Genomic DNA, 25143 nt, shown 5'->3' with positions numbered 1-25143 from the left:
GAGTCAGGGGGATTTTGCAAGTAAGCCTCGTTTATCTCGCCAATCCCATCTATTATCGAATGGGAATATATAAATCCACTTCGGAATTAGGATGATCGTAGCCCAGAAACCGATTATCGTAGAGTTCAAAGTCTTCCCGTAAATCCAATTCCTCATCCGTTTCCAGAAACCAGGTCCCCCAAATATATTCAAAGGTCTGAGGAAGCATTTTTAAGCTTCCCCTGTGAGTGAAAACAGCACACTTTCCTGCAGGCAGAACCTTTTTTACAAATTGTGATGGAAGGTCTTCAAATGAGTCCACTTCAAAACCCGCCACTTCAGTAAATAGAACAAAATCATTCATGGTATACAGAGTATTTTCATTGCAGGCTTCACAAATTCCAAAACCTCTGCCTCCCTTTACCAGATTGGGTATATGGCGGCGCATACTGTTAACATTTTTCCAAAGATCTCTTAGCTTTATATCAGAGAGAGTGGTTTCCCCCCGTATTCCTGCCACTTTAATCTCTGGCATGGTCACAATTTTTGGATGAACCGTTACGTTTGATATGAGATGCTGTAAAAGTCCCTGATCCAATCGTTCTTTTGCTCCAACATAAGCATCCAGTCGATTGATACGATACAGCTGAGGACTCACCCGATATACTGTTTTAAATGCCCTGCTGAATGCTTCTGATGACTCAAATCCACTGTCAATTGCAATATCAATAATTCGCTCATCTGTATAGAGCAGCCGCTTTGCTCCATCGGCAAGGCGGCGTTTTTTAATGTAGCTTCCTATGGTTTCACCCAGAAGGGAATAGAATTGCCGATTGAGATGATAGTAGGAATAACCGGCAGCCTTGGCCACTTCTTCTACACGAATGTCTTCTCTTAAGTTGGCTTCGATATAAATCACTGCCTGTTCCAGCGACTTCCGGTAATCCATAACTAATCTCTCCTCTTTTTATAAAATTGGCCGGTACGTATAAATATCCGGATCGGCGTTTTCGAAATTCAATTCAATTTCTCTGACCGTTTCTTTCATGGCATCGCCCACTTGATAGCGTTCCCAACCGTTCTCTTCTCTACCACCCCAGCAAATATCAATTGATTTATCTGCCGGAGATAAAATCATGCTCTTCGTAGTGCCAAAAAACTCTTCGTAATAATGGGTACACAATCCCTCCGGATATTTTGACAAAAGCATATACTTCAACTGGTCTCTGGTAACTTTACTGGCGTCGGTCAGGGTTCCTGTAATGTAATCATAGCGTTTTAAAGAATGGACAAATGCTTTGGGTTCATAAGGAATTAATTCCGGTAAGACCGGATGATTGGTGGCATGTAAAAACTGTTGAGGTGAAGTGGGCTCCAGTTTTTTATAGGATAATCTACCATCCATCGTTTCTACCAAAGCTGCGTTGCCCGTCTGATCAAGGAGTATTAAATTCAGGTTATAAGCAATTGGCATATCACGAATATACTCAAGGCCTTCCCTTACATCTTTACAGTTCTCCAATAAAGACCGAATGACTGCCCAGAATTGAAGACCTTTCATCTTTGGTTCACGCATATACGGCATCGCCCCTACTGGAAAACCACAGGAACTCATTGTCACCGCAAGTCCATGCTCATTAATACCATCATCCCGCCCAAAAAACAGTACGCTGGTGCCAATATGGGCAAACTTTCCTGTAATATTAGTTTTTACAAGACAAAAATCTTCTACTTCATGATTAAATTCATAGTTCCGGGCAAGAAGAGGCTTTTGTTCTGCCGTCATAGATGGTAAAAGTGCGACCTGGCTGCAACGGGGCAACAGATAAGTCATTCCATAGAAATATATCTGTTCCGCCCTGACCTGCAACGCATCTGCAAATCCATGAATTTCCTCATTCAATCCCGGACACCATCGGCTGAACAATGTCTGTGCCTCTTTGAAATCTCCTGCTCCAAATCCTTCCACCGATTGGGTATGAAGTGATCTCAATTGGGAATTCTCCCCCATAAACTTTCCAGCTTGGTAACCTACTTCATAATTGCTACCTTCCAGACTCACGGTATAAGCTGTTACATGATTCATATTATTATTCCTCCTGTTCTGAGTTTAGTTTAATCAGAAAGAAGGTATGTTGCATGATATTTTCTGCTCTTTTTATATGCTATTATCAGCCATATATAAAAGTACTTTTCTATAAAGTAATTACCCACAATCTAACCTATACAATATACCACCTATAAATTATTTATACTATCTCCTCATAATATGGTTTTATTCTTCCTCTATTCCCTCTCCCGTTTTCGAACACACGTTCTGTTTTCATGATAGCACTGGCAACCTATAAAGTCAATAGTCAATAATATAAAACATATAATTCAATAGTTGACATATCGTCTACATCATGTTATTATTTGTCCACGCCGCAAAAAAAAGCTATCAACAAATATACCCCTTTAAAAACTATTTATTTTACTTCCTATATTTCTTCTCTCCTATTTTAAAAATATCTAACCGGCAAACTGCCAAAAGATAAAAACAAAAAGGAGAGCCAATCTATATGAAATCATTTAAAAAACAAACCATACCAACAAGAGAAGAATTTCACAGAGTCTATGCAGGTGAAGTCAGTATTCGCGATTTCTGCACCGAACGTACAAATCAGCGCCATATACCCCCATATACGCCGGAAGAACGTAAAGTTCAGTCAGAAAAGACTCAGATGCAGCACAAAAATAATATTTAAAACAAATAATAAGGGGGAGAAAACAATTGATCAGAGAACAATCCTGTCACAAATTTATATATAAGCTGCAAAGTAAACACCTTGCCAAGGCTGACTGGAACTTAACACTTTCGCTTTCTGCTGCACTTAATAACAAAAACGATGTGGTAGCTACAGGAGACAGTCAGCTGCTGCGCTGGATTATGGAATTAAACGGCAATGAGGATATAGACAGCAAGGTGATTTCTATTAAACAAAAATTAAAAATACTTAGAAAAATGGAAAGATGTGAAGAAGCTAAGAAACAGATAAAAGAATTATACAAGAGCTTATACGACCTCCAATATCAGAAAGACTGCATTTATCTGATTATGAATTCAAGCAAGGATTATTACAGGGCAAACAAAGGATTTTCAGTAAATGGCACAAGGTACCGAAGACTTCTGGGCACCAACGGTGGTGTCAAAAAGTCTACAATAACTTATGTAAGTGAACGTATTTACGATGAAATTAAAAAACGAATGGACAATGACAGAGATTTAAACAAAAGGCTGATACCGGCCAAGCTGGAGGCCTATCAGGCTTTAATCTGCAGTGGCTCCATTCCCGTTTCTATGCCGCGCATTGTAATTGTGAAAGACTGTAATGTGTCCTGGAAAGAAGACGTGATCCTTATACAGGATAAGGATGGTGCAGAGCCAGAAATGATTTATGAAAAAGATTATGAAATTGATTATTGTGATTCTGACGGATACGGTTCGTATTCTTGAGGATGATTCAAAAATTCCGGTTGAATACATTCCCACAAAAAGAAAATTGTTTTAAGAGCTTAATCAAAAAGCAGTAGAAATTCCGAGTCTGCTTACTGATATCTATGAATTAAAGCTCTCTATGAACTCCATATTTGCATTGTTAAAAAACACCATTGCTGAAATTGGCAATAAATTATCAGCGACTCCTGATATGAAATCAATTTCAAATGTATATGCAGATCTGATTGAGCGGAGTGTTAAAACAGATGAAACCTATAAAACAATTGAGGACGTCCCTGCCTCCATAAGAGACATCGTAAAAAACATTCTTATTGACAGAAATATTATTGTATAAATTAAGTTATTAACATTTATCCCCCGGTTATAGACTTTATATCCGGGGGATTTTATTTATATAAAACTAATGCCATTTACTTATATTAATCTGTAAAAAATCAGAATCCAGACGTTCCAATCCAACCCTTCCCCCATCTCTCTCAACCCGATAAACCCCAACCTCCCCCTCTACCCCATAATGCTTCCTAAGCAAATACCGCGCCTCCGCATCACTCTCAACCACCACCAGATAATCATACCCGCTGAGAAGATTATCCATATTGTCCTCATAGAAAGCGCATATGCCATCCACATGAGGCGCAAAAAGCATATATTTCCCAATATACTGCAAATAATAATCCGTCACCTGCCCGTCCGCATCTGTTGCATAAAACAAATACCTGCTCTCATCCATCTTTCCGTCACGATACCACCGGTCTCCCGTAACCTGCCGTACCTTATAAGGCAATGTGGAAGTATAAGATTTCTGTATCGTCTCCATACCATTAAACTCCGACATCAGAAGAATAACCGCTAATGCAATGCAGACAATAACCCCTTTCTGATACCGATCCTTGCTATCCACACTTTTAAAAGCCATCAGATCCGGAACCTGTCCGATTCTATAATAAAAAGTTCGTTCAAAATCCCCGGTCGCGCATAAAACCAGACCTCCCGCAAAAAGAACTACAATGCTGGAAGCATAACGTTCAAATCCCGCCAGCCTGAGTGCCTCATCAGAAGGCATGGAAAAGATATATAGCCCTAAAATACCGGCATAATATAATACAACTACAGCATCCAGTGCAATTAAAGCCTTCCACAGTCTCCAGTTCTTTTTCAACACTGCCCAGGCAACTATACTACCTCCCGCTGCCATAAAATTAAACGCCAAAATTCCCATAAAAGGCCTGCTTTTCAAATCAAAAACTGACTGAATAAACAGACTTACAATCTGCCTGACTTCCTCCTGAGTTTTCCCACCATATATGGTATCCACCTGTCGTGTCACATCAAACTTATTTTCAACTCCCTTAAAAGCCCCCGCCATATGCCAGCTCCACAATAACCAGGGAATCAATGCCACTCCAATGGAAAGAAGTACCGCAAATCCATTCTTAACTAAATCTCTATCCCTGTTTTTTAACCATATAAATATAAGATAACAAAACCCGATTCCTGCGAAGATCGTTCCAGTACTCTTAATAATCATTAAAAGCCCGGCAACCGGCGCAATTACAAAACATGCCTTTACCAATTGTTTCTCATACCGGTCAACAACAGCAAATAAAACCAACGTAAAAATTGGCAGCAGAAAATCAACCAGCAGATTGCTGATTCTTATAGTAATATTAAACACAGAAAGGGTAGAGCAGCCTGCCGCTAAAAACACATAGAGTAAAAACCGTTTTTTTTCCGTTATGACGCCAAACAAAGCATAAAAACAGGAAAAAATCAAAAGTCCCTGAGCAATCAGCATTACTTCCTCTGAGTGCCCCGCAAACCGACAGATAAAATATATAAACGAAGAAGTTCCCAATGGATAATTTTTAAAATCGATCAGCGCAGAGGAAGCGTCGGGAAACGCATTGGTGCTTAACATCTGCTTTAGAACCACTGCCCAGTGAGAAAAATTGTCATAGTGAATCAACCTGCTCTTATATAACAGATAAAAAAAGAACAGGCTGCCAATCACAAACAAACTATTAAATAAAGTAATTTCTGCATGGATTTTATATTTCTTAAATAGAAACCTGACCCCATAAATTCCCGCAAGCAAAACTCCCCCTGCCAGTAGAACCACGGCTCCAGGGTATAAATACCCTGCAAGACCTCCCAAATATACTCCGCAGGCCAGAGATGAAAAAACGAAAACAGGTACAAATTCACTCTGAAACTGAAGTAACTCCTTTGAAAAAAGCATATAGCCAGTCATTGAACCTATCAGCAAAATAATCAATCCATTTTGAATCAGCCATAGCATTTTTTATTTCTCACCTTCGTCCATTTATGAAATTTCAGACAGGATTTGATCGATTTGATTTTTTTCAATCAGTTCATCAATATTAGTAACTGCCAACAGCTCTTCCACCGAATGCTGCCGGTATTTTCCTGTTCTCTTTAAAGTCAGCTTGATTCCTTTCTCTGTATTATAATCAAACTGCTCTTCCTCATTCCCATTTGCATCAAAATTCAGAACAGAAAAATAATTGAAATTAAAGTTAACTACTTTACAGGTCGCTCCATTTGAAAAAGCAATCTCCTTATTAACCGGTATCCGAGGTAATTTTCTCTGATCGAAAAATGTTTTACTGAGCCTCTTTTTAATATTTCTTAACATATCGTCGTAAGCAGTGATCCAAAGATTCATTTCCATTGGCAGACTGTGAACCCTGTCATAAATAAGCTGCATATACTGACGTCTGCTGCCTTCATCTTCCGGTTCTACTAAGGCTGAATAACGCCATCCCCCTTCAACTTCATCCTTTTTCACATACTTTATATTCCCGCAAAGACGAGCCTTATAATGGTTGGAAATAACTGTAAAATGAATGGTTTCCTGCTCCGGTAAATAAACCGGTTTTTCCATACGAAATGCCACTCCATTCTCAGACAAATCCACAGTGACTGCCTCATATTCCTGTCCCTTATACTCCACCACTATTTTTTCATTTGCCATAAAACGTTCCGATTTTCTGTAAGCCGGTCTTCCAAGCATAAAAAAGATAGCATAAAACAGTGCGATCATATTGTAAGCGATCCAGAATATAATGACACTGCTGTATAAAAGTGCCCAGCCATATTTTCCGTTGACAAACCGTATCATGGCTGCTGCTGATAAAATAAGAAGAATCATATGGGGAATTGCATAAAGAATATAGCCAAACCTGGATTCATTTACGTTTCTCTTCTTATTCGTAACCTTAAATTTTCTCTGGTGAATATGAAGCGTTTCAAGTATCACAGGAATAATCAAATACGGCATGAAGATGGTGTCAATGACCTGACTCCACCTCTGATTTCTAATATTACCTGATAAATACCGCATTGAGGTGCTGTAGAAAATGTAAGCAGGAAGCCAGAAAACAATTACATCCCAGAATCCGCTGTTTACAATCTTAAAATCAAATAAGGCAAACAGGATTGGCGAAAGAATAAAAATCAGACGGTTAAAAAATGACCACCAATACAATAAGCTGTTTAAATAAGTGATTCTTGCAGGCAGTGAAAGCTTCTTTGTAACGATTGCTTTTGTATTCTGCAGACTCTGAATCACGCCTCTTGCCCAGCGCACTCTCTGCTTTAACATGGATTTTACTGTAGTCGTTGTCAGTCCTGCTGCCTGAATCTCATCTGTTGCATAAGTGATATAACCGGCTTCCTGAATACGGATACTTGTCTCAAAGTCCTCTGTTATGGTGTTATAGGGAAAGCCTCCGATTTCCTCCAGCGCTTCTCTGGAAATTACTGTATTGCTTCCGGTATAGGCTACTGCATTGGAGGAATTTCTCATAATGTTCACTTCTTTTGAAAAGAAATCCTGTTCATTTGGTATGTTACCTTCTGCATAAAGATTAAATTGAAATAAATCCGGATTATAAAAGCTTTGAGGGGTCTGGACTAACCCCATCCGGAATTGTTTCTCAATCTCTACCTCCGCTCTTAACTTCCAGCCCCCATCTTCTTTCTTAAATCTGGAAAGCAGAAAATAAGGAACTGTTTTCATTAAAAACGTTCTCTGCGGTATCATATCTGCATCGAATGTGGCAATGAGTGGAGAACTTGTCCTGTTTAGAGCATGGTTTAAGTTTCCTGATTTTGCATGTTTATTATCAGCAAGTCCCAGATATCCAATCTGAAATTCTTCTGCCAGTTTCGATATCTCTTCTCTGTTTCCGTCGTCGCAAAGATAGATATGAACCTTATTCTTATCCGGATATTCCATAAATGTACAGGCATTTACCGTTTTGTACAAAATATCTGCAGGTTCATTATGAGTAGCGATAAAGACATCTACGTCAGGATAATATTCAGCCGGTACTTCCGGGCATTCCAGATGATACCGGTTCATGCGCATTTTCTGGTAAAAAAGCTCAAAGGTGGTAAAGACAGTAACTGCTTCCGCAGTATACAGAAGAATTCCAAAAATCATATTTGCTGCGCCCTGATGATAAGGCAGCGTAAATACAAGTCTCCAGATTAAATAGATCGACATCAAAATGATTGTTACGATAAAAAGCAGATTTCTTTTACTATCTTCTCGTCTCATCATATTCCCCCTCATATGCAGACAGATTAATTTCCTGCCTCACCAAAAGAAGTTATCATGTGAAGTCCGAGTCTTATCATATACAGTTTGCGGCTTTAAGTCAACAGATCTGTAGGAAGGAATCAGTGGATGGGAACAATGTAACAATGATTCCAAAGAACACCTCCTGATTCTGTTTCTGATATTACAAGGAAAAATCCGTTAAAACTTCCCTAAAACGGGGGGGACCTCATGCGGAATAATTGTCATTAACTGTTCTTGACTAATGTCAATAAAGCAACTATAATATTGCAATAATACCATAATTTGGATATTACTAATTCTTACCATTGCTATATAATATTGTTATAAACGGAATTATTTTACAGTGAGTTTAAGAATTTTTATGGAATAAAGGAATATGAAAAACAAAGGTAAAGAAGGGAAAACACATGCTGAAAAAGTTAAAAGTTGGAAAACGGTTATTGCTTACATTTCTTATTGTAGTATTATTTTCTGGTCTTGCAGGAACCATAGGAATCCTGCTCATCCACAAAGTAAATCAGGAGTATAGTATTGAACTTCAGGATTATGGTTTCGCGCAGGGAGATATCGGAAGCCTTGGGCAGGCATTTCAGGCACATCGTGCAACAGTTTTATACATAATCTTTTCAGAGGATGCATCTGAAACAGAAAAACAGAAACAGAATCTAGACACACAGATTGATACAATTAATAAGATGATGAAGCAGGTGGAGAGTCGAATGAAGACTCCGGCTGAGAAAGAACTTTACAGCCAGCTTGTTGAGAAAATGACCAAATACGAAGGAATTCGAAGCAATACCATAGAACTTGCAGGTAAATCCACCCAGGAAGCCATGGCCACTTTCCGCAGCCAGGCAGCCCCTCTGGCAGCTGATATCGCTAATACCATCAATACAATGCTGGCAAATAAATCCAATGACGGCAATGTAAAATCAAACCAGTTAGAGATGCAAACAAATATTTTTATCTTTATTATGGTAATTATCATACTGGGTTCCATTGCAACCTCCATAGTCATTGCAATCTATATCACCCGCGGTATTATAAAACCAATTGATGAATTAAAAGACGTGGCTGACAAGATGGCTCAGGGTGACTTAAACTGTCATGTTGAGTATACTTCTAATGACGAGCTGGGACATCTGGCCGAAAGCATGAGAACCATGATGGAACGGATTTCCTACTATATGAATTATATTTCCGTAACTACACAGCGTATGGCGGACGGGGATTTTAATATTCCTCACGATCCGGAAGAATTTAAAGGTGAATTTCGGGGTGTTCAGATCTCCATTCAGGATCTTACTGATTCCCTTAATGATGTTATGAGTAAAATCACCCAGGCATCTGATCAGGTTGCAAGCGGTGCTGAACAGGTTGCAAGCAGTGCTCAGGCCCTCAGTCAGGGTGCCACAGAACAGGCTTCCTCCATTCAGGAGCTGGCAGCAACCATTAACGATATTTCAAGTAATATCAATCAAAATGCTGAGAATGCAAAAGAAACAAATACCCAGGTTGAAGCAACTTCTGCAGAGGTAGAGTTCGGTAAAACCCGGATGGAACATTTAAATTCTGCTATGGATACCATCAGCGAAGCATCTTCCGAAATCAGCAAGGTTATAAAGACCATTGAAGACATTGCATTCCAGACCAATATCCTGGCACTGAACGCAGCGGTAGAAGCTGCAAGAGCAGGTGATGCAGGAAAGGGCTTTGCCGTAGTCGCAGACGAAGTTCGAAATCTTGCCAATAAGAGTCAGGAAGCTTCCAAGAATACGGCTGTACTGATTGAACGGGCACTGGCTTCCATAGAATCCGGCAATCACATTGCAAAAGAAACAAAGGAATCCATGGACCGCATTGTATTATCATCCCAGACAGTAGCCAACCTTGTTTACCAGATTTCCACCGCATCCGAACAGCAGGCCACTGCAGTCAGCCAGGTTACACAGGGCATTGACCAGATTGCAAGCGTGGTTCAGACGAATTCCGCCACGTCGGAAGAGAGTGCTGCCGCAAGCGAAGAGATGGCAGGTCAGGCTCAGATGCTTAAGTCTCTGATGAAACAGTTTCAGTTAAAAGATTAAATTAAGTGATAAGAAGAAAGAAGAAGGTATGCTCGTCAATGTGCATACCTTCTTCTTTTTATTGTTGTAAGAAATCATTGGCCATCCACCGTTTCAACTCATCATCTGTTCCAAGAACATAATGCTCACCCTCTACGTGATGCTCCGTCCCCGACAGATAATCGATCCCCATACCTTTTAAATCATAGGTAAACGCTGTCCGGCTCCGCTCTGAAACAGGATCCGGCTTTGGTATTGCGGACAATAAAGATCTTGTATAGGGATGGATCGGCCTTAAGAATATCTCTTCTGTTGTCCCCGTTTCCACCAAATGTCCCAAATGGAGAACTCCAATCCTGTCAGATATATATTTTACCATGGATAAATCATGTGCGATAAATAATATGGCTGTTTTCGTCTGTTTTTGAAGCTCTTTCATTAAGTTTACAACCTGGGCCTGAATGGAAACATCCAATGCACTAATCGCCTCATCTGCAATAATTAATTCCGGTTCCATAATAAGCGCTCTTGCAATTCCGATCCGCTGTCTCTGACCTCCCGAGAATTGATGGGGATAACGATTGGCATGTTCCCTGGAAAGCCCCACCATATCAAGAATCCGGTATACTTTTTCCTCTCTCTCCTGCAGGGTTGTGTACATGTGGTGAATATCAAGTCCCTGGGCAACAATATCCAAAATTTTTTTTCTGGGATTTAAACAAGCCATAGGATCCTGAAAGATCATCTGCATGTTAGTTCTTAAATGCTTTGTATCCTGAGGGGAAAGTTTACCCGAAATTTTTGTACCCTGAAACCACACCTCACCAGAAGTGGGCTCATACAGGCGAATAACAGACCTTCCGATGGTAGATTTTCCGCTTCCTGACTCTCCTACCAGACCATAGGTCTCTCCGGGGTAAATTCGAAAAGAAACTCCATCAACTGCTTTTATGGAAAATTTTCTTCCAAGCTTAAAATGCTGCTTTAGATCTTTTACTTCCAATAGTGGTTTTCTATTCTCCTCCAAGCGAATCCACCTCCTCCCCTATTCTTTTTATCCTATCCTTTAATGCCTCTGGCATTGACACAGCGGGTGCATTTTTATGAAGAAGCCATGTTGCCGCATAATGAGTCTCCGTGACCTGGAACATAGGAGGTTCCAGGCGGTAATCAATGTTTAATGCAAACCGGTTTCTCTCTGCAAATGCATCTCCTTCTGTTTTATTTAACAGATTGAATGGACTTCCGGGAATGGTATAAAGCACCTCGTCATTGGTATCTAAATCCGGCATGGCAGATAACAATCCCCAGGTGTAGGGGTGCCTGGGATCATAAAAGATCTCCTCAGAAAGCCCTTTTTCTACCACTTTCCCCGCATACATCACTGCCACATAATCCGCCACCTTTGCCACTACTCCCAAATCATGGGTAATGTAGATGACAGAAATTCCAGTTTTCTTCTGAATATCTTTAATCAGCTCCAGTATTTTAGCCTGAATGGTTACGTCCAAAGCAGTGGTTGGTTCATCACAAATCAATATCTCAGGATCACAGGACAAAGCAATTGCTATTACCACTCTCTGTCTCATCCCTCCGGAAAGCTGATGGGGATAGCTTTTCATTCTCTTTTCCGGCTCTGTAATCCCAACCAGATCAAGGAGTTTCACCGCCTTTTCATACGCATCTTTTTTATTGGTTTTATAGTGATAACGCATTCCTTCCATAATCTGACTGCCAATTGGCATGGTGGGATTTAAAGAAGTCATAGGGTCCTGAAATACCATGGCGATCCGGCGGCCATTAATCCGGCGTCGCATTTCTTTTTTACTAAATGACAATAGTTCTTCTTTTATTTCCTCTCCACTCTTACGTGAGGTAAAATCAATGGTTCCGCTCTTTACTTTTCCGTTCCCGCTTAATATACCCATAATTGCCTTCACTGTCACTGATTTACCGGAGCCCGATTCTCCTACGATAGCCAGCGTTTCCCCCTGATATAAATCCAGATTGACTCCTCTGATGGCATTTACTTCGCCGGCAGAGGTCTGAAACGAGATGGATAAATCTCTGATTGACAAAACCTTATCTTTATTCATAATCTGCCTCCTACATCTCTTTCATCTTCGGATCAAACGCATCTCTCAATCCATCTGCCAGCATATTAAAGCTGAGCATAATAACTGCCAGAACGATCACTGGTGATATGATCATATAGGGATGGGTTGTGAAGGACTTAAACGCATCGCTGATCAGTGACCCAAGAGAAGCTAACGGTGCCGGAACCCCCAGGCCGATAAATGCAAGAAATGCTTCCGTAAAGATAGCGTTTGGTATGGAAAACATGGACATAATGATCAGCTGACCAAAAATGTTTGGAAGTATTTCCTTAAAAATCAAATAAAAATCCCCTGCTCCAAGTGTTCTGGATGCAAGAATAAACTCCTGCTCCTTCAGCTTTAATACCTGGGCTCTGGCGACCCTGTTCATACCAATCCAGCCGGTAATTGCAAGTGCCAGAGTGATGGTTGCAAGCCCAGGTTTTAACACCAGCATAAGAAGGGTAACAATGACAAGGGTTGGAATTCCATTTAAAATCTCCGCAAACCGCTGCATGGCATTATCCACTGCACCACCAAAATATCCGCTGATCAGACCGTAGCTCATACCAAAGCACATATCAACAAGAACAGCCACCAAAGCAATGTAAAGGGAGATTCTGGTTCCCATAAACGTCCGGGTAAATATATCCCTGCCCAGTACATCCGTACCAAACCAGTAATAAGTATTTTCAAGTCCGGTAGTCTTTTGCGTATCAACATACCGGTTAACCGTTACTTTACCAGTGGAGGTGTTCATGGTCTCTGATCCATCCATAATCCCCCACTTTTCCAGAACCGGAACTCTTGGAGCAAGATTCTGGTTTGCTATGATCTGCTCATTGTATGTATAGCCATTCATATACGGGCCCGCAATTGCCATGAAGATGACAAAAACGATAGCAATAAAACCCGCTGCTGCCCCTTTATTTTTCAAAAAAGAAGATATAACATCTTTCCAGTAGGACTGTGCCGGATAAACCCGGTCAATTCCTATCCTGCGGTTATCCGCCATAATAAAATCTTCCGGCTTAAATTCAAACGTTACTGCTTCCCTGTTATGACTGCTCATAGTCATCCTCCTTTGCCAGCCTGATCCGTGGATCAATGAGACCATATAAGATATCCACAGCAAGCATAATCCCTATATACATGGCGCTGTATATAAATGCCAGAGTTACGATCACATTATAATCATTGGACTGAATGGCCGTGACCAGAAGGCTTCCGATTCCAGGAATGGAAAATATTTTTTCCACCACCAGAGAACCGGTCATCAGACTGACAACAAGAGGTGCCAGAACTGTGACAATGGGAATCAGTGCATTTCTAAGTCCATGAATCAGTATGAGCCGCCAGGCCGGAAGTCCCTTGCTTTCTGCAAGAAGCATATAATCGGATCCCAGAACCTCCAGCATTTCCGTTCGGGTAAACCGAGCTACAGTTGCTACTGTAAACATGGCTAAGGAGATGGTAGGAAGAACTGAAGATTTCACCGCTTGCTGCTGCTGATACAATAAAGGAAACCATTTAAACTGATAGCCAAGGGTATAAGACAGCCCCAGTGCAAATACATAAGATGGAAGACTGACTCCAAGAACGGATATAACCGTTGTCATGGTATCAAAAATCGTATTATGCTTTAAAGCGGCTATGAGTCCCAATATCAGTCCCACCACAGTTCCAAGTAAAACTGCCTGCCCTCCGATTCTGATGGAAATAGGAAGCCTGCTTGCTAAAAGAGTGGTAATAGACGTATTCTTTGAAATGGTATAGGATACCCCAAAGTCGCCGGACAGCATGTTCTTCACATAGTTTAAAAACCGTATGAATACCGGTTTATCCAGACCGTACTTGGCATTTAACAGCGCCACCTGAGACTGGGTTAGTTTCTCATCATTGAACGGGGAACCCGGCATCAGTTCCAGCATTAGAAATAATATAAGCAGGATAGCCAGCAAAGTGGCTGCTGAAATGCAGATTCTCTTAACAATATATCGTTTCACAAACGTTACCCTCCCAAATTAAGCAGCCAGAGGAATAACAGGCAGGACCTGTAACCCCTCCGGCAGCCAGAATATAAAACTCACAAAGTCTTATTTCTTAGTCGTATTCTTAAAATAACGGTTGATCGCGATGGAATGGAATTCCACGCCTTCAACACCAGCTTTCTGCATTACTGCATTTCCCTTCTGGTAAACCGGAAGAATCACCGCATTGTCACAAACAATCTTTTCTGCACCAATTAAGGCTTTCCATCTTGCTGCAGGATCAAGTGCAAGATCCCCTTTCTTAGCGGACTGGATGATGGAGTCATATTCAGCATTGGACCAGAAGCCATAGTTGTTGGGGCTGTCAGTAATCCACATGTCAAGATAAGTCATAGGATCCGCATAGTCCGGTCCCCAACGGGTAAGACCAAGTTCAAAAGTACCTTCCTGCATCCGCTCTACACGGTTTTTCTTAGGCATCTGCTCTAAGTTAATGGTGATACCCGGAAGCGTGGTCTGAATCTCTGACTGAAGGAACTGTGCCACATTAATGGCGGATTCCGTATCTTCCACAATCATAGTGTAAGTCAGGCTCTCAACTCCCAGCTCTTTCTTCGCCTCTTCCCAATATTTCAAAGCTTCCGCTTTATCTGTCTTAAAGTAGTTGCTTCCTGCATCTTCTCTATAATCTTTTCCGTCAGGACCTGTTGCAAGAAGGGTTGGTACTGCAAAATATGCCGGAATCGAACCATCCTTTAAAATATTTTTGCACACTGCCTCTTTGTCAAAGCAAAGGGACAATGCCTTTCTTAAATTAAGATTTTCAAGTCCTGCCACTTTGGTATTGGGTGACATATACCATAAATATCCAGCCATAATATTCTTAAATTCAGGATCTGCCTGGAACTGCTCCACCTGCTCACCAGAAAGTGTGACTAAGTCCAAATCTCCGTTCTGATATGCAAGCATTGCCTGCTGGGAATCCTTAATAACCTGATAATTAATACCATCAAGTTTTACCTTTCCTGCATCCCAGTAATCCGGATTCTTTTCCAAAGTGATGGTAGTAGCCGCCGGCTCATAGGCGGTAATCTTAAATGGTCCGTTTGACAGCAGCGTATCCGGTGTACTCGCATACTGATCCCCACACTTGGTGAAAAATTCTTCATTTACCGGATAGAAGGTTGGGAAAGCCATTAAAGATTCAAAAAATGGCACCGGTACGTCAAGTTCTACTTTCAGTGTCTTATCATCAACCGCCGTTACTCCCAGTTCTTCTAACGGTTTTTCACCAGAAGATACCGCATCTGCGTTTTTAATCCCTGCGATTCCAACAATAAAAGCGTATTCGCTTGCCGTTACAGGATTCACTGCTCTTCTCCATGCAAATACAAAATCCTTAGCTGTAACAGGTGTTCCATTGGACCATTTTGCATCCCTTAAATGATAGGTAAGAGTCAGCCCATCTGCGCTCTTATCCACACTCTCTGCCAATGCGGGGACCGGGTTCCCGTCTGCATCCAGTTCATAAAGTCCATCCGTTGTATCTGCAATTACTTCGAATGATGTTCCATCTGTTGCTATCTGGGGGTCCATCGAAGCAACCTCCACATCGATATGTACGTTTAATGCATTCCCTTTTGCTGCTTCCGCCGCCTTTGTTTCCGCCGCAGCCTGAGTTGTGCCTGATACTGGAGCCGCAGGTTTGGAATTGCCACAAGCGATCAAAGACCAGACCATTAGTCCGGAGATTCCCAGTGACACCATTTTTTTTATGGCTTTCTTCATTTAATTACCTCCCATTTTAATTAAATTTAAAAAAATTAAGGTATCTGGCAGAATTATTTTCTGTTCAGACGCCTTAGTCTTAATTTTCTATAACTTTATGATATTTTTATATATTTGTCAATAGTTTTCAATATCCATTGCTTATTATAAAATCAATAAATTAATTTTTGAATTGCTTACTTAATTTATTTAATCAATACGTTAAATAAATTAATATTATCACCTCATTTTTTATATAAATATGCTGGTACAAATAAAATAAGACGCAGAATCTTATCAATTCAACGTCTTGCTTTTATTCCATTATGTTTCCAATCCGAAACGCTCTTCCAATATGCTTCTTAAAACATCAACGATACCGCCGGCATCAATTCCGCTCTCATCAACGGTGATATCCGCGTACTGCTCATAATAAGGAATCCGCTCTTCGTACAAATCCTTTAGTGTCATTCCATCTTTCAGCACAACTCCACGATCCGTCAAATTACCAAGCCGTTCCTCTACTGCTTCATAACTGAGTTTTAAATAAACCACTGTACTGATCTTTTTCAGATGTTCCATGGCTTCCTTTCCGTAAATAACACTTCCTCCCGGGGCAATGACACTGTTATGAACGGAAAGCTCTGCATTCACCCTGTTCTCTACATGAAGAAAGCCCTCTTGTCCCTCCTCAGCAATGATCTCTTTTAGCAGCCGCCCCTCTTGTTCCTGGATTAGTATATCCACATCAACAAAGGAATACCCCAGACGCTTTGCTAAAAGAACCCCTACAGTACTCTTTCCTGATGCCGGCATTCCAATTAAGGTAATGTTGTCAAGATTCTGGTTTCTTCTCATTTCCTTTTCCTCCTGTCCTTTGACTTCTTATCCGATTTTCTTACTGAATAGCCAAAAGTGCCCACCTTTTTTCCAAGTTCAAAATATTCTCCATGGGAATAAGTAATCAGTTTGGACTGATTCAGATGAAATTTGTTCTGCTCATCCATATACCGGTTATCTACCGTTACGCCCACTACCTCAGCGAGAAAAAGATCATGACTTCCAAGGGGCTTGATCTCTGTAACTTTACAGGAGAGAATCACCGGGCTTTCTGCGATTCCCGGCACTCCTATATTTGTTAAAGAACAGGGGGTTAATTTCATATCCGCAAATTTATCCACGTCTCTACCCGATTTCACACCGCAGTAATCCGCTGCCCGAACCAGATCCGCAGTCACCAGATTTAAAGCAAACTCACCGGATTCCTTAATAATATTATAGGAATAGCGCTCCCGCCTGATGGAGATGGACAGCATCGCAGGAGAAGAACAGATCGTCCCCGCCCAGGCTATCGTAATGATATTGGGCTTTTCTCCCTGCCGCATACAGCTCACCATAACTGCAGGTACTGGGTAAAGCATATTTCCAGGCTTCCAGTCTATCTTGCCGGATGGCTTTGCCTGCCCGGACTCTCTGTTATTCTTATCTTTCATGACTCCTGCCTCTCTCTATTCCTGTACGGCTAGCATAATACCAGGAATCAGCTGCTTTTTCCTGGATACAACACCAGGAAGACTAACCAGATGATCTTCACCACTGTCTATGGAATCCTCTGAACGGAATGCAGTTGCAATCAGTTGTTTCGCACCCTGTCCCTCACAAAGAAGTTCCGTGGATTCCGTAAGAATACTGGTCAGCATAAAGAACATCATGTCTACCCCATGTTCCTCTCTGGCTTTTTTCATATACGGAAGCATTCTCTCTTTTAATTCATCAAGTTCCTTTGAGTTTAAGGAGCTGATCTGTCCTACTCCAAAGTTCACCTTTCCAAATGTAAACTTTTTAAAGTCCTGATAGAATATCTCTCCGTCTGTTTTCCCTTTTAAATTGCTTCCTGCTGCAAACATGGAGGAAGCGTATTTTTCCACTTCAATCCCAGCAATGTCTGCAAGATTAAGGGCCGCTCTCTTATCTGCCTCTGTGCAGGTAGGCGAACGAAACAGCAGCGTGTCAGAAATGATGGCGCTGCACAACAAACCGGCAATCTTCGGTTCTATCTCCACGTGATTTTCCTGATACATCTGGTATATAATCGTAGCCGTACATCCAACCGGCTGGTTGCGGAAGAATACCGGAGCTATGGTTTCCACAGTTCCAAGTCTGTGGTGATCAATAATCTCCAGCACCTCAGCACTTTCCATTCCCTCAACAGCCTGGGACCGCTCATTATGGTCAACCAGAATCAGACGTTTTCCCTTGGCGCCAAGAAGGTTTCTACGTGATATCATTCCTTTGTATTTTCCATTCTTATCAAGAACAGGGAAGTCACGGTGACGTTTACTGGCCATTACATCCTTAATATCGTCAATATAATCCTCTACTTCGAAGGTAATCAGTCCGTCTGTTTTCATAAAATAACTGATGGGAATACTCTGATTTACCAGACGGGCAGCGGTATAGGTATCATACGGAGTTGTCATAACTGCACACCCGCGCTCCTGGGCCAGCTTCTTTATGGTCATGGAGACTGCGGCACCTTCACAGACAATAATGCAGGCTGCTTCCATCTCAATGGCACACAACTGAGATTCATAGCGGTTCCCTAGAATAACCAGATCACCTTTGGCAATATAGTATTCCATCATGTCCGGATTGGCTGCAGCAATTAATACCTTTCCGTTATTAAAATAATCGCTGACATCACCAACCACCATGTTTCCTTCTAAAGTCTCCACAATGTTGGCATACTGGGTATTGGCTTTTGATAAAATACTGCTGTCATACACATTCATATAGGACTTTGCAATATCACCAACTGTAATAAGCCCCTCTAACATTCCATCGTCAGTCACGGCAGGTATGGTAACAGCATTTGCCTCCTGCATTAAATTCCAGCCATTTTTCAGAGATAAGTTTTTCTTTACCCCGCGGGTCTCCCTTATCTCAATATCCATCACCTGGGTCTTTACATTCTCTGTCAGTTCCGGAGGTTCAACTCCAAAATAATTAAGTACGAACTGGGTTTCTTCATTCACCCGCCCAGCTCTTCCCGGCTGATAGTCTTCCTTTGTCAGCAGCCTTTTTAAATTGGCATAACAGACAGCTGAACAAATGGAATCTGTATCCGGGTTTTTATGTCCAATTACAATTGTTTTCCTGTTTCTACGGTTCTCCTCCATGGGTTCCTCCTTTATTTCATAATCTGTTTACACAGCGTTCATATTGTGTTCACATGTATTTTTTATACTAATTGTATAGAAATTAAACAAACAAAAACGCTTAAATGGTCAAATTGCACATAGATTTTTCATAATTGCCCCGACTGCCTGGCAGCCGGGGTCTCCTCATTTTACAAGGTTTTATCCTTTGTGAAGTATTCCCATTATATCATAATTTAGTAAATTGTAAATAAGCGATGACTGCTTCAATCCCTCTCTTAGTGAGAACATTTCCCTCTCAATGCAAAAAGGAAAGCAGAGAGAGCGTTCATTCTCTCTGCCTTCCTTATCTATTACATGCTCATCATCAGTCAAGAATCAGTCTTGCTGCACCGTAGATCCCAGCATCATTGCCCAGTGTTGCAAGAACGATTTTGCTCTTGCTTTTTGATATAGGGGTAAACCTGTCATAATGGCGGAATATCTCATCAATGAGATATTGTCCTGCCTTTGATACACCTCCACCTATAACAAATACTTCCGGGTCAATGACCATGGTAATCTGAGCCAGTGCAAGACCAAGATAATGACCCACGATATCGATCACAGCCTTTGCCAGTTCATCTCCAGCCTTTGCCGCATCTAATACTTCCTTGGCAGTAACATCGTCTCCGAAATCCCGTAATACAGAAGGTATATCCGTAGAAGCCATCTTGCGTCTTGCTTCCCTCGCAATACCAGTAGCACTTGCAATCTGCTCCACACAGCCTACGCCGCCGCAGTTGCAATGTTCTGTCTCTTCATCCCGGATATGAATATGACCTATTTCACCTGCCAGTCCGTGCTTGCCGGCAATAATCTTCTCTCCTATGATTACGCCACCGCCCACGCCTGTGCCCAGAGTGACCATAACGATGTCTTCGTATCCTTTTCCACCGCCCTGCCACATCTCGCCCAGGGCAGCCACATTGGCATCATTTCCGCACAGCACTGGAATTCCGTCCAGCCTGCTGCTCAGTTCTCTGCCCGGATATAAATCACGCCAGCCTAAATTAACGCAGACCTCCACATATCCATCCGGCATAACCGGTCCAGGAACTCCCATTCCTATGCCTTTAATCTCATCAAGAGAGAGATCAAGCTTTTTAAGTGTTTCCAGAATGGAAGCAGATACATCATCAAGAACGTATCTTCCGTTCTCTTCCGTTCTGGTACCAACCTCCCACTTATGAAGAAGTTCCCCTGTTATTTCAAATATTCCGATCTTAACAGATGTTCCTCCCACGTCTATGCCAACACACTTTTTTCCCATATCCAGATACACTCCTTTATGCTTTTGTACCACAGAAGCAGTTAATTATAAGGATTTTGCCACTTCTGCCACATGCTCAGGCGTAAATCCAAAATGGTCAAATAACAGATTAGCAGGTCCGCTTGCTCCGAATCCAGTCATCGTCACATAAGCACCGTCAAGGCCCACATATTTACCCCAGCCGAAATCGCTTAACGCTTCCACTGCCACACGTTTTCTAACTGCCTTTGGAAGCACGGATTCCTTATACTCCTGGGTCTGCTCCTCAAATAAATCCATACATGGCATGGAAACTACACGGACTTTCTGATCAGGGATAAGTGCTTTTGCCTTTACAGACAGTTCTACTTCTGATCCGCTGGCAATAAGAATCAGATCTGGTGTTCCTTCACAGTCATCGATTACATAGCCACCCTTTAATGCCTCTTTGCTGCTTCCTGGCATAGGCGTCAGATTCTGTCTGGTAAGAACCAGAGCTGTCGGTGTCTTTTTGGAAGTCAGTGCAGAATACCATGCTGCTTCTGTCTCTGTTTCATCACAGGGACGGAATACATGGAAGTTTGGCAATGCACGTAACATGGCTAGCTGCTCGATTGGCTCATGAGTAGGACCGTCTTCACCAACACCAATACTGTCGTGGGTGAATACGAAGGATAACGGTACTCCCATTAAAGCGGAAAGACGTGCCATCGGTTTTGTATAATCGCTGAAAACAAAGAAAGTAGACACATAGGTACGAAGTCCGCCGTGAAGCATCATACCGTTTCCTATGGCTGTCATTCCAAGTTCCCGGACTCCGAAATGCATATTTCTGCCAGCAGGATTCTCCTTGCTGTAATCTCCCATATCTGACATATTAGTCTTATTGGACGGTGCTAAATCCGCAGAACCGCCAATTAAGTTCGGCATATATGTCTTAATTCTGTTTAAAATCTGCCCGGATAAATTTCTGGTTGCATCTGCCTTCTCCGGCTTTTTCCAGAAATCAGCGCATGCCTCGATGGATTTTTCTCCTGCATCCGGATCATGATAAGCATTCCAAAGTTCTTCCATGTCCGGATACTCCTGGCAGTAAGCAGCAAACATCACATTCCATGCTGCTTCTGTCTCAGCTTTTTCCTCAGCAAGCTTTCTGTAATGGCTGTAAACTTCCTCCGGAACATAGAATGGTTCCATAGATGGCCAGCCTAAGTTTTCCTTTAATGCAGTAATGTTATCAGCACCCAGAGGTTCCCCGTGAGCGCTTGCCTTACCCTGCTTTGCAGGACAGCCAAAGCCAATCTGTGTCTTTATGGTGATAAAGGAAGGATGCTCTGTATCTGCCTTTGCCTCTTCGATTGCACGTCCGATGGCCTCTAAATCATTCCCATCCTCAACCGTAATAATCTGGAAACCAAATGCTTCCATACGTTTTTGTACATTTTCTGTAAATGCGATATCTGTACTGCCTTCAATGGAAATTTTATTGGAATCATAAAAAACAATTAATTTACCCAGACCAAGAGTTCCTGCAAGAGAAAATACTTCGGAGGAGATTCCTTCCATCATACAGCCGTCTCCACCCAAAGCAAAGGTGTAATGATCAACTACCGGATAGTTGTCCTTATTAAATACAGCAGCAAGATGACTTTCGGCAATAGCCATACCGACTGCCATACCCATACCAGCTCCAAGAGGACCTGTGGTTGCCTCAACTCCTACCGTATGGCCATACTCCGGATGTCCAGGAGTTTTAGAGCCAAGCTGGCGGAAATTCATCACATCCTCTTTGGATAAATTACCATATCCAAACAGATGAAGCATAGAATACAACAGCATGGATCCATGACCTCCAGACAGGATAAAACGGTCTCTGTTAGCCCATGTTGGATCTGCAGGATTATGATTCATGTGATTTGCCCATAATTCATACGCAGCAGATGCGCAGCCTAAAGGAAGTCCCGGATGTCCGGAGTTGGCTTTCTGGATTGCATCGGCAGAAAGGATGCGGATTGCATTAATTGACATAGTATCGATGTTGCTCATTGGTATTGTCCTCCTATTTGTAATCTTATTTCTTTCATGTTCTGGGGTCCGGATACGATCAGAGTATTGGGAAATCTGCCGTTTCGGATTTTTGTTATGGGAAAATCAAATGTACCGGAAAATTTAAGCCTTCCTGACATGTTATAGACTCTGCAAGAGTCTTCATTATACAAAATTACCAGGTTTCCGTCAATATCGGCATGGGTGTACTGATATTGGAAACCGCTGGTAAACATCAGGTTCCCATTGGATTTATATACAGAAAGCTTATAAGGATTTTCCCCCTCAGGGTTATCGGTAATCATTCCTGCATACTTGTCCGAATAAAATACACTTTTTATCTCATTTTCAGCCGGAATCTGCTTAATCAACTCCGGAGAAAGTGCATTCTTTGTGGAATAAAACGAAATACCGTTATCTGCAAATGCGCAGGAGTATGTATCATCAAGAAACCTTACCTGTGCTACAAATGTTGACTCATAAGGTTCATCAAATCCCCCCACAAGCCTGTCCGGAACACTTTTACCGATTTCTGCAAAATTATGAAAGGCAACTCTTCCATTCATTGTTCCATTCTTTAAAAATGCATAAGACCCAATCAGCTGTGTTCCATCAGGAGATAAGCTGATATCCACCGGATAACCGGAATCTCCTCCTAATAAAGCTTTGATCTTCACATCCAGAGAACTGCCATCCCGTTTATAAAAATAAACATAATTGGAAGTAGTATCTTCTAAGATCGCGGCCACCACTCCATGGGCTGACACAGACGCCTTTATAATAGGCAGTACCGTGTTTGCCACTCCGGTATTCCCCGTTTTATCAAAGATATAGATGGAATTACCCTGTTGATCTGCAATGACCACATAAGGGCCATTGACACTGGCAACCGGTGATTTCATCTCATAGCTCTGTATCCATACCTCTTTGCCCTGGTTATCAATATAGGAAGCTCCATCCTTGCTGTACTTTAACACATTGGTTCCAAAGTCCAAATATCCAACGTAGCTTCCTTCATTGAGCGATTTTTCCCAGACGACGCTGAATCCAGTATACTGATAATAATTCAAATATGTATACAGACTGACTGCACCTGCAGACAGGATAAAAAGCACCACCAGAAAAATCTTTAACTTTTTCTTTTTAACCTTTGTGCGGGCTCTTTTTATGATTTCATTGCTGTCCTCGTCCTTTTGCGGTGAAGCCGGGACAATCTGACGCCGCAGCTGGTCTTTCTTTATCTCTCTGTTCATAGAGTTCATATCGCTCATGCAGTTTCTCCTAAAAATGCCCATATGTAATTGTAGTATACATCAAATTAGAGAGAAACGCATTAAGTTTTTCTACGGAAGACGCAATTTCTGGCCCGCAACTATCTTATTTTCATCTTCCAGTCCATTCAGTTCACAAATTTCCTTTAATTTATTAACGCTCTTATATTCAGCAATACAAATCCCATACAGTGTCTCTCCTTCTACCACGGTATGAATCCGTTGGCCATCCGTCGATGCTGCCTGGGTTGCAGGTGGTGTCTCAGGTTTGGCTGCCTGTGTCACCTTCTCTTCTACTACCTTTTGTGCTGGTGGCTCTGACTCTGCGGCTGCAGCTGTCTCACTGACTGTCTCACCCGCTGACTCCCCAGCCTGTACTGCTGTCTGCGCCTGTGTGGCTCCCGGCATGGTTTCAGACATGGTTTCCTTGTTGACTGCAGAGGTCGGATAAACTTCTCCATCTGCTTCCTCCACCACTACTCCCGATTCCTTTTTTTCACCCTTTTGCTGGGCCTTATCACCCAGGAGTATTTTTTCTGCCTTGGCTGGGATTGCAGAGACTACCACACTTTCCATGCTTTTCATACGCTCATAGTTGTTAAACATAACAATTCCGCCAGCTAATACGACAACTGACATGGCCATGCACATGCCCCGGAGAAGTCCGACAGTCTGATGCCTGTCCACTGCTTCTTCCTTGTTCTCGCCCATTCGCTTGCGGAATTCTTCAATTACCTTATCATTTGTATCGGTTTCGATACGTTTTACATCCTTGCGCAGTACCATATAATCCTGCATCATTTGATTGCGTTCATAATAGATACTGTACCCCTGAAGCTTATAAAAACCATCTTCCGAGGTTACATAAATTGTTTCATCCCCCTCTGTTCCACAACTTAAATACATTAGTTTGTTGGGACCTCCAAAATACTGCATGTGCTGCTTCCAGTAATTTAAAGGACTTAAATCCTCTCCGGGACTTCCACATATAAACCAGCCCTGTATGGATCTTTTTGGAAAAAGCTGGTCCATGTTTTGGGAAGCTCTTTTCCATGACAGTTCTGTAAAGGACACCTTCAGGCCCTCTTCCGTCACATCTTCCATCTCCAATGCTCCGTCGATAAAGATATACGGCGTCCCGTCACTTAACTCCATGCTGCCAAGCAAAAGCCCGACCCGCAGTCTTTGTCCACTTACAGGAAAAAGACGTTTTAAATATGTGTTAACATAATCCTCTACATATAATTTTACGATTTCATCCCGTTCCCCAATCTGTCTGATGTTTTTGGGCAGCTTCGGGAACGGATTGTATAATTCATCCATTGGATCACCCCGCTATTCTATTTAATCCAATGAATCATAGCATAAGG

General features: G+C 41.8%; 20 protein-coding genes. 4 read left to right on the top strand and 16 right to left on the bottom strand.

Translation table 11 applies throughout. The annotated features are described in order from the left end of the window. Positions 1-52: 52 nt before the first annotated feature. Both ABS301_RS20230 and ABS301_RS20225 read right to left on the bottom strand, forming a co-directional pair. Positions 53-928 (bottom strand): AraC family transcriptional regulator, encoded by an 876-nt coding sequence (locus ABS301_RS20230; protein ID WP_349673927.1) that lies wholly within the window; start codon positions 926-928, stop codon positions 53-55. Positions 929-946: 18 nt separating this feature from the next. Continuing rightward, positions 947-2065: a C45 family autoproteolytic acyltransferase/hydrolase gene (locus tag ABS301_RS20225; protein WP_349673926.1), complete on the bottom strand. Its 1119-nt coding sequence runs from the start codon at positions 2063-2065 to the stop codon at positions 947-949. Between the two features lie 475 nt (positions 2066-2540). Between ABS301_RS20225 and ABS301_RS20220 the strand changes: the two genes are divergently transcribed. From ABS301_RS20220 to ABS301_RS20210, 3 genes are all read left to right on the top strand, one after another. Next, entirely contained in the window at positions 2541-2726 is a 186-nt protein-coding gene (locus tag ABS301_RS20220; RefSeq protein ID WP_349673925.1) for a hypothetical protein, read from the top strand. A gap of 26 nt (positions 2727-2752) precedes the next feature. Beyond that, positions 2753-3475 carry a hypothetical protein gene (locus tag ABS301_RS20215; protein WP_349673924.1) on the top strand — a complete coding sequence of 241 codons (723 nt, stop codon included), beginning with the start codon at positions 2753-2755 and terminating at the stop codon, positions 3473-3475. A 121-nt stretch (positions 3476-3596) separates the two neighbouring features. Next, on the top strand, positions 3597-3812 hold the full coding sequence (locus ABS301_RS20210) for a hypothetical protein (protein ID WP_349673923.1): 216 nt from the start codon (positions 3597-3599) through the stop codon (positions 3810-3812). A gap of 66 nt (positions 3813-3878) precedes the next feature. On the opposite strand, the gene ABS301_RS20205 is transcribed toward ABS301_RS20210, so the two are convergent. Together ABS301_RS20205 and ABS301_RS20200 are read right to left on the bottom strand one after the other, a co-directional pair. Next, entirely contained in the window at positions 3879-5777 is a 1899-nt protein-coding gene (locus ABS301_RS20205; RefSeq protein WP_349673922.1) for a glycosyltransferase family protein, read from the bottom strand. Between the two features lie 24 nt (positions 5778-5801). Next, positions 5802-8066: a glycosyltransferase gene (locus ABS301_RS20200; protein ID WP_349673921.1), complete on the bottom strand. Its 2265-nt coding sequence runs from the start codon at positions 8064-8066 to the stop codon at positions 5802-5804. A 428-nt stretch (positions 8067-8494) separates the two neighbouring features. On the opposite strand from ABS301_RS20200, the gene ABS301_RS20195 reads away from it, so the two are divergent. Continuing rightward, positions 8495-10174, top strand: a complete 1680-nt coding sequence (locus ABS301_RS20195; protein ID WP_349673920.1) for a methyl-accepting chemotaxis protein — start codon at positions 8495-8497, stop codon at positions 10172-10174. A gap of 58 nt (positions 10175-10232) precedes the next feature. On the opposite strand, the gene ABS301_RS20190 is transcribed toward ABS301_RS20195, so the two are convergent. The 12 genes from ABS301_RS20190 to ABS301_RS20135 form a co-directional block, all read right to left on the bottom strand. Beyond that, positions 10233-11180 (bottom strand): ABC transporter ATP-binding protein, encoded by a 948-nt coding sequence (locus ABS301_RS20190; protein WP_349673919.1) that lies wholly within the window; start codon positions 11178-11180, stop codon positions 10233-10235. Then, positions 11167-12249 (bottom strand): ABC transporter ATP-binding protein, encoded by a 1083-nt coding sequence (locus ABS301_RS20185; RefSeq protein WP_349673918.1) that lies wholly within the window; start codon positions 12247-12249, stop codon positions 11167-11169. The genes ABS301_RS20190 and ABS301_RS20185 overlap by 14 nt, the downstream gene beginning before the upstream one ends. Before the next feature lie 10 nt (positions 12250-12259). Next, positions 12260-13321, bottom strand: a complete 1062-nt coding sequence (locus ABS301_RS20180; protein WP_349673917.1) for an ABC transporter permease — start codon at positions 13319-13321, stop codon at positions 12260-12262. Beyond that, positions 13308-14255, bottom strand: coding sequence for an ABC transporter permease (locus tag ABS301_RS20175; RefSeq protein ID WP_349673916.1), 948 nt, complete (start codon positions 14253-14255; stop codon positions 13308-13310). The genes ABS301_RS20180 and ABS301_RS20175 overlap by 14 nt, the downstream gene beginning before the upstream one ends. A gap of 90 nt (positions 14256-14345) precedes the next feature. Further along, positions 14346-16028 (bottom strand): peptide ABC transporter substrate-binding protein, encoded by a 1683-nt coding sequence (locus tag ABS301_RS20170; RefSeq protein WP_349673915.1) that lies wholly within the window; start codon positions 16026-16028, stop codon positions 14346-14348. Positions 16029-16331: 303 nt separating this feature from the next. Then, the gene (locus tag ABS301_RS20165) at positions 16332-16865 is read right to left on the bottom strand and encodes a shikimate kinase (RefSeq protein WP_349673914.1); all 534 of its coding nucleotides are present in this window, start codon (positions 16863-16865) and stop codon (positions 16332-16334) included. Then, the gene (locus ABS301_RS20160; RefSeq protein WP_349673913.1) at positions 16862-17500 is read right to left on the bottom strand and encodes a flavin reductase family protein; all 639 of its coding nucleotides are present in this window, start codon (positions 17498-17500) and stop codon (positions 16862-16864) included. The genes ABS301_RS20165 and ABS301_RS20160 overlap by 4 nt, the downstream gene beginning before the upstream one ends. Before the next feature lie 15 nt (positions 17501-17515). Beyond that, entirely contained in the window at positions 17516-19186 is a 1671-nt protein-coding gene (locus ABS301_RS20155) for a putative manganese-dependent inorganic diphosphatase (RefSeq protein WP_349673912.1), read from the bottom strand. Between the two features lie 346 nt (positions 19187-19532). Next, positions 19533-20477 carry an ROK family glucokinase gene (locus tag ABS301_RS20150; RefSeq protein WP_349673911.1) on the bottom strand — a complete coding sequence of 315 codons (945 nt, stop codon included), beginning with the start codon at positions 20475-20477 and terminating at the stop codon, positions 19533-19535. Positions 20478-20522: 45 nt separating this feature from the next. Beyond that, positions 20523-22502 carry a transketolase gene (tkt, locus tag ABS301_RS20145; RefSeq protein WP_349673910.1) on the bottom strand — a complete coding sequence of 660 codons (1980 nt, stop codon included), beginning with the start codon at positions 22500-22502 and terminating at the stop codon, positions 20523-20525. Continuing rightward, on the bottom strand, positions 22499-23773 hold the full coding sequence (locus ABS301_RS20140) for a DUF5711 family protein (RefSeq protein ID WP_349673909.1): 1275 nt from the start codon (positions 23771-23773) through the stop codon (positions 22499-22501). The genes tkt and ABS301_RS20140 overlap by 4 nt, the downstream gene beginning before the upstream one ends. Before the next feature lie 72 nt (positions 23774-23845). Further along, complete coding sequence (locus ABS301_RS20135) at positions 23846-25096, bottom strand: LysM peptidoglycan-binding domain-containing protein (RefSeq protein WP_349673908.1); 1251 nt, start codon at positions 25094-25096, stop codon at positions 23846-23848. Between the last annotated feature and the right edge of the window lie 47 nt (positions 25097-25143).

Origin of the sequence: Lacrimispora sp. (assembly GCF_031982545.1) — a bacterium.
In the GTDB taxonomy this organism is placed as follows: Bacteria; Bacillota; Clostridia; order Lachnospirales; family Lachnospiraceae; genus Lacrimispora.
The sequence above is the reverse complement of the archived record's forward strand: the minus strand, read 5'-3'. Positions and strand labels throughout refer to the sequence as shown.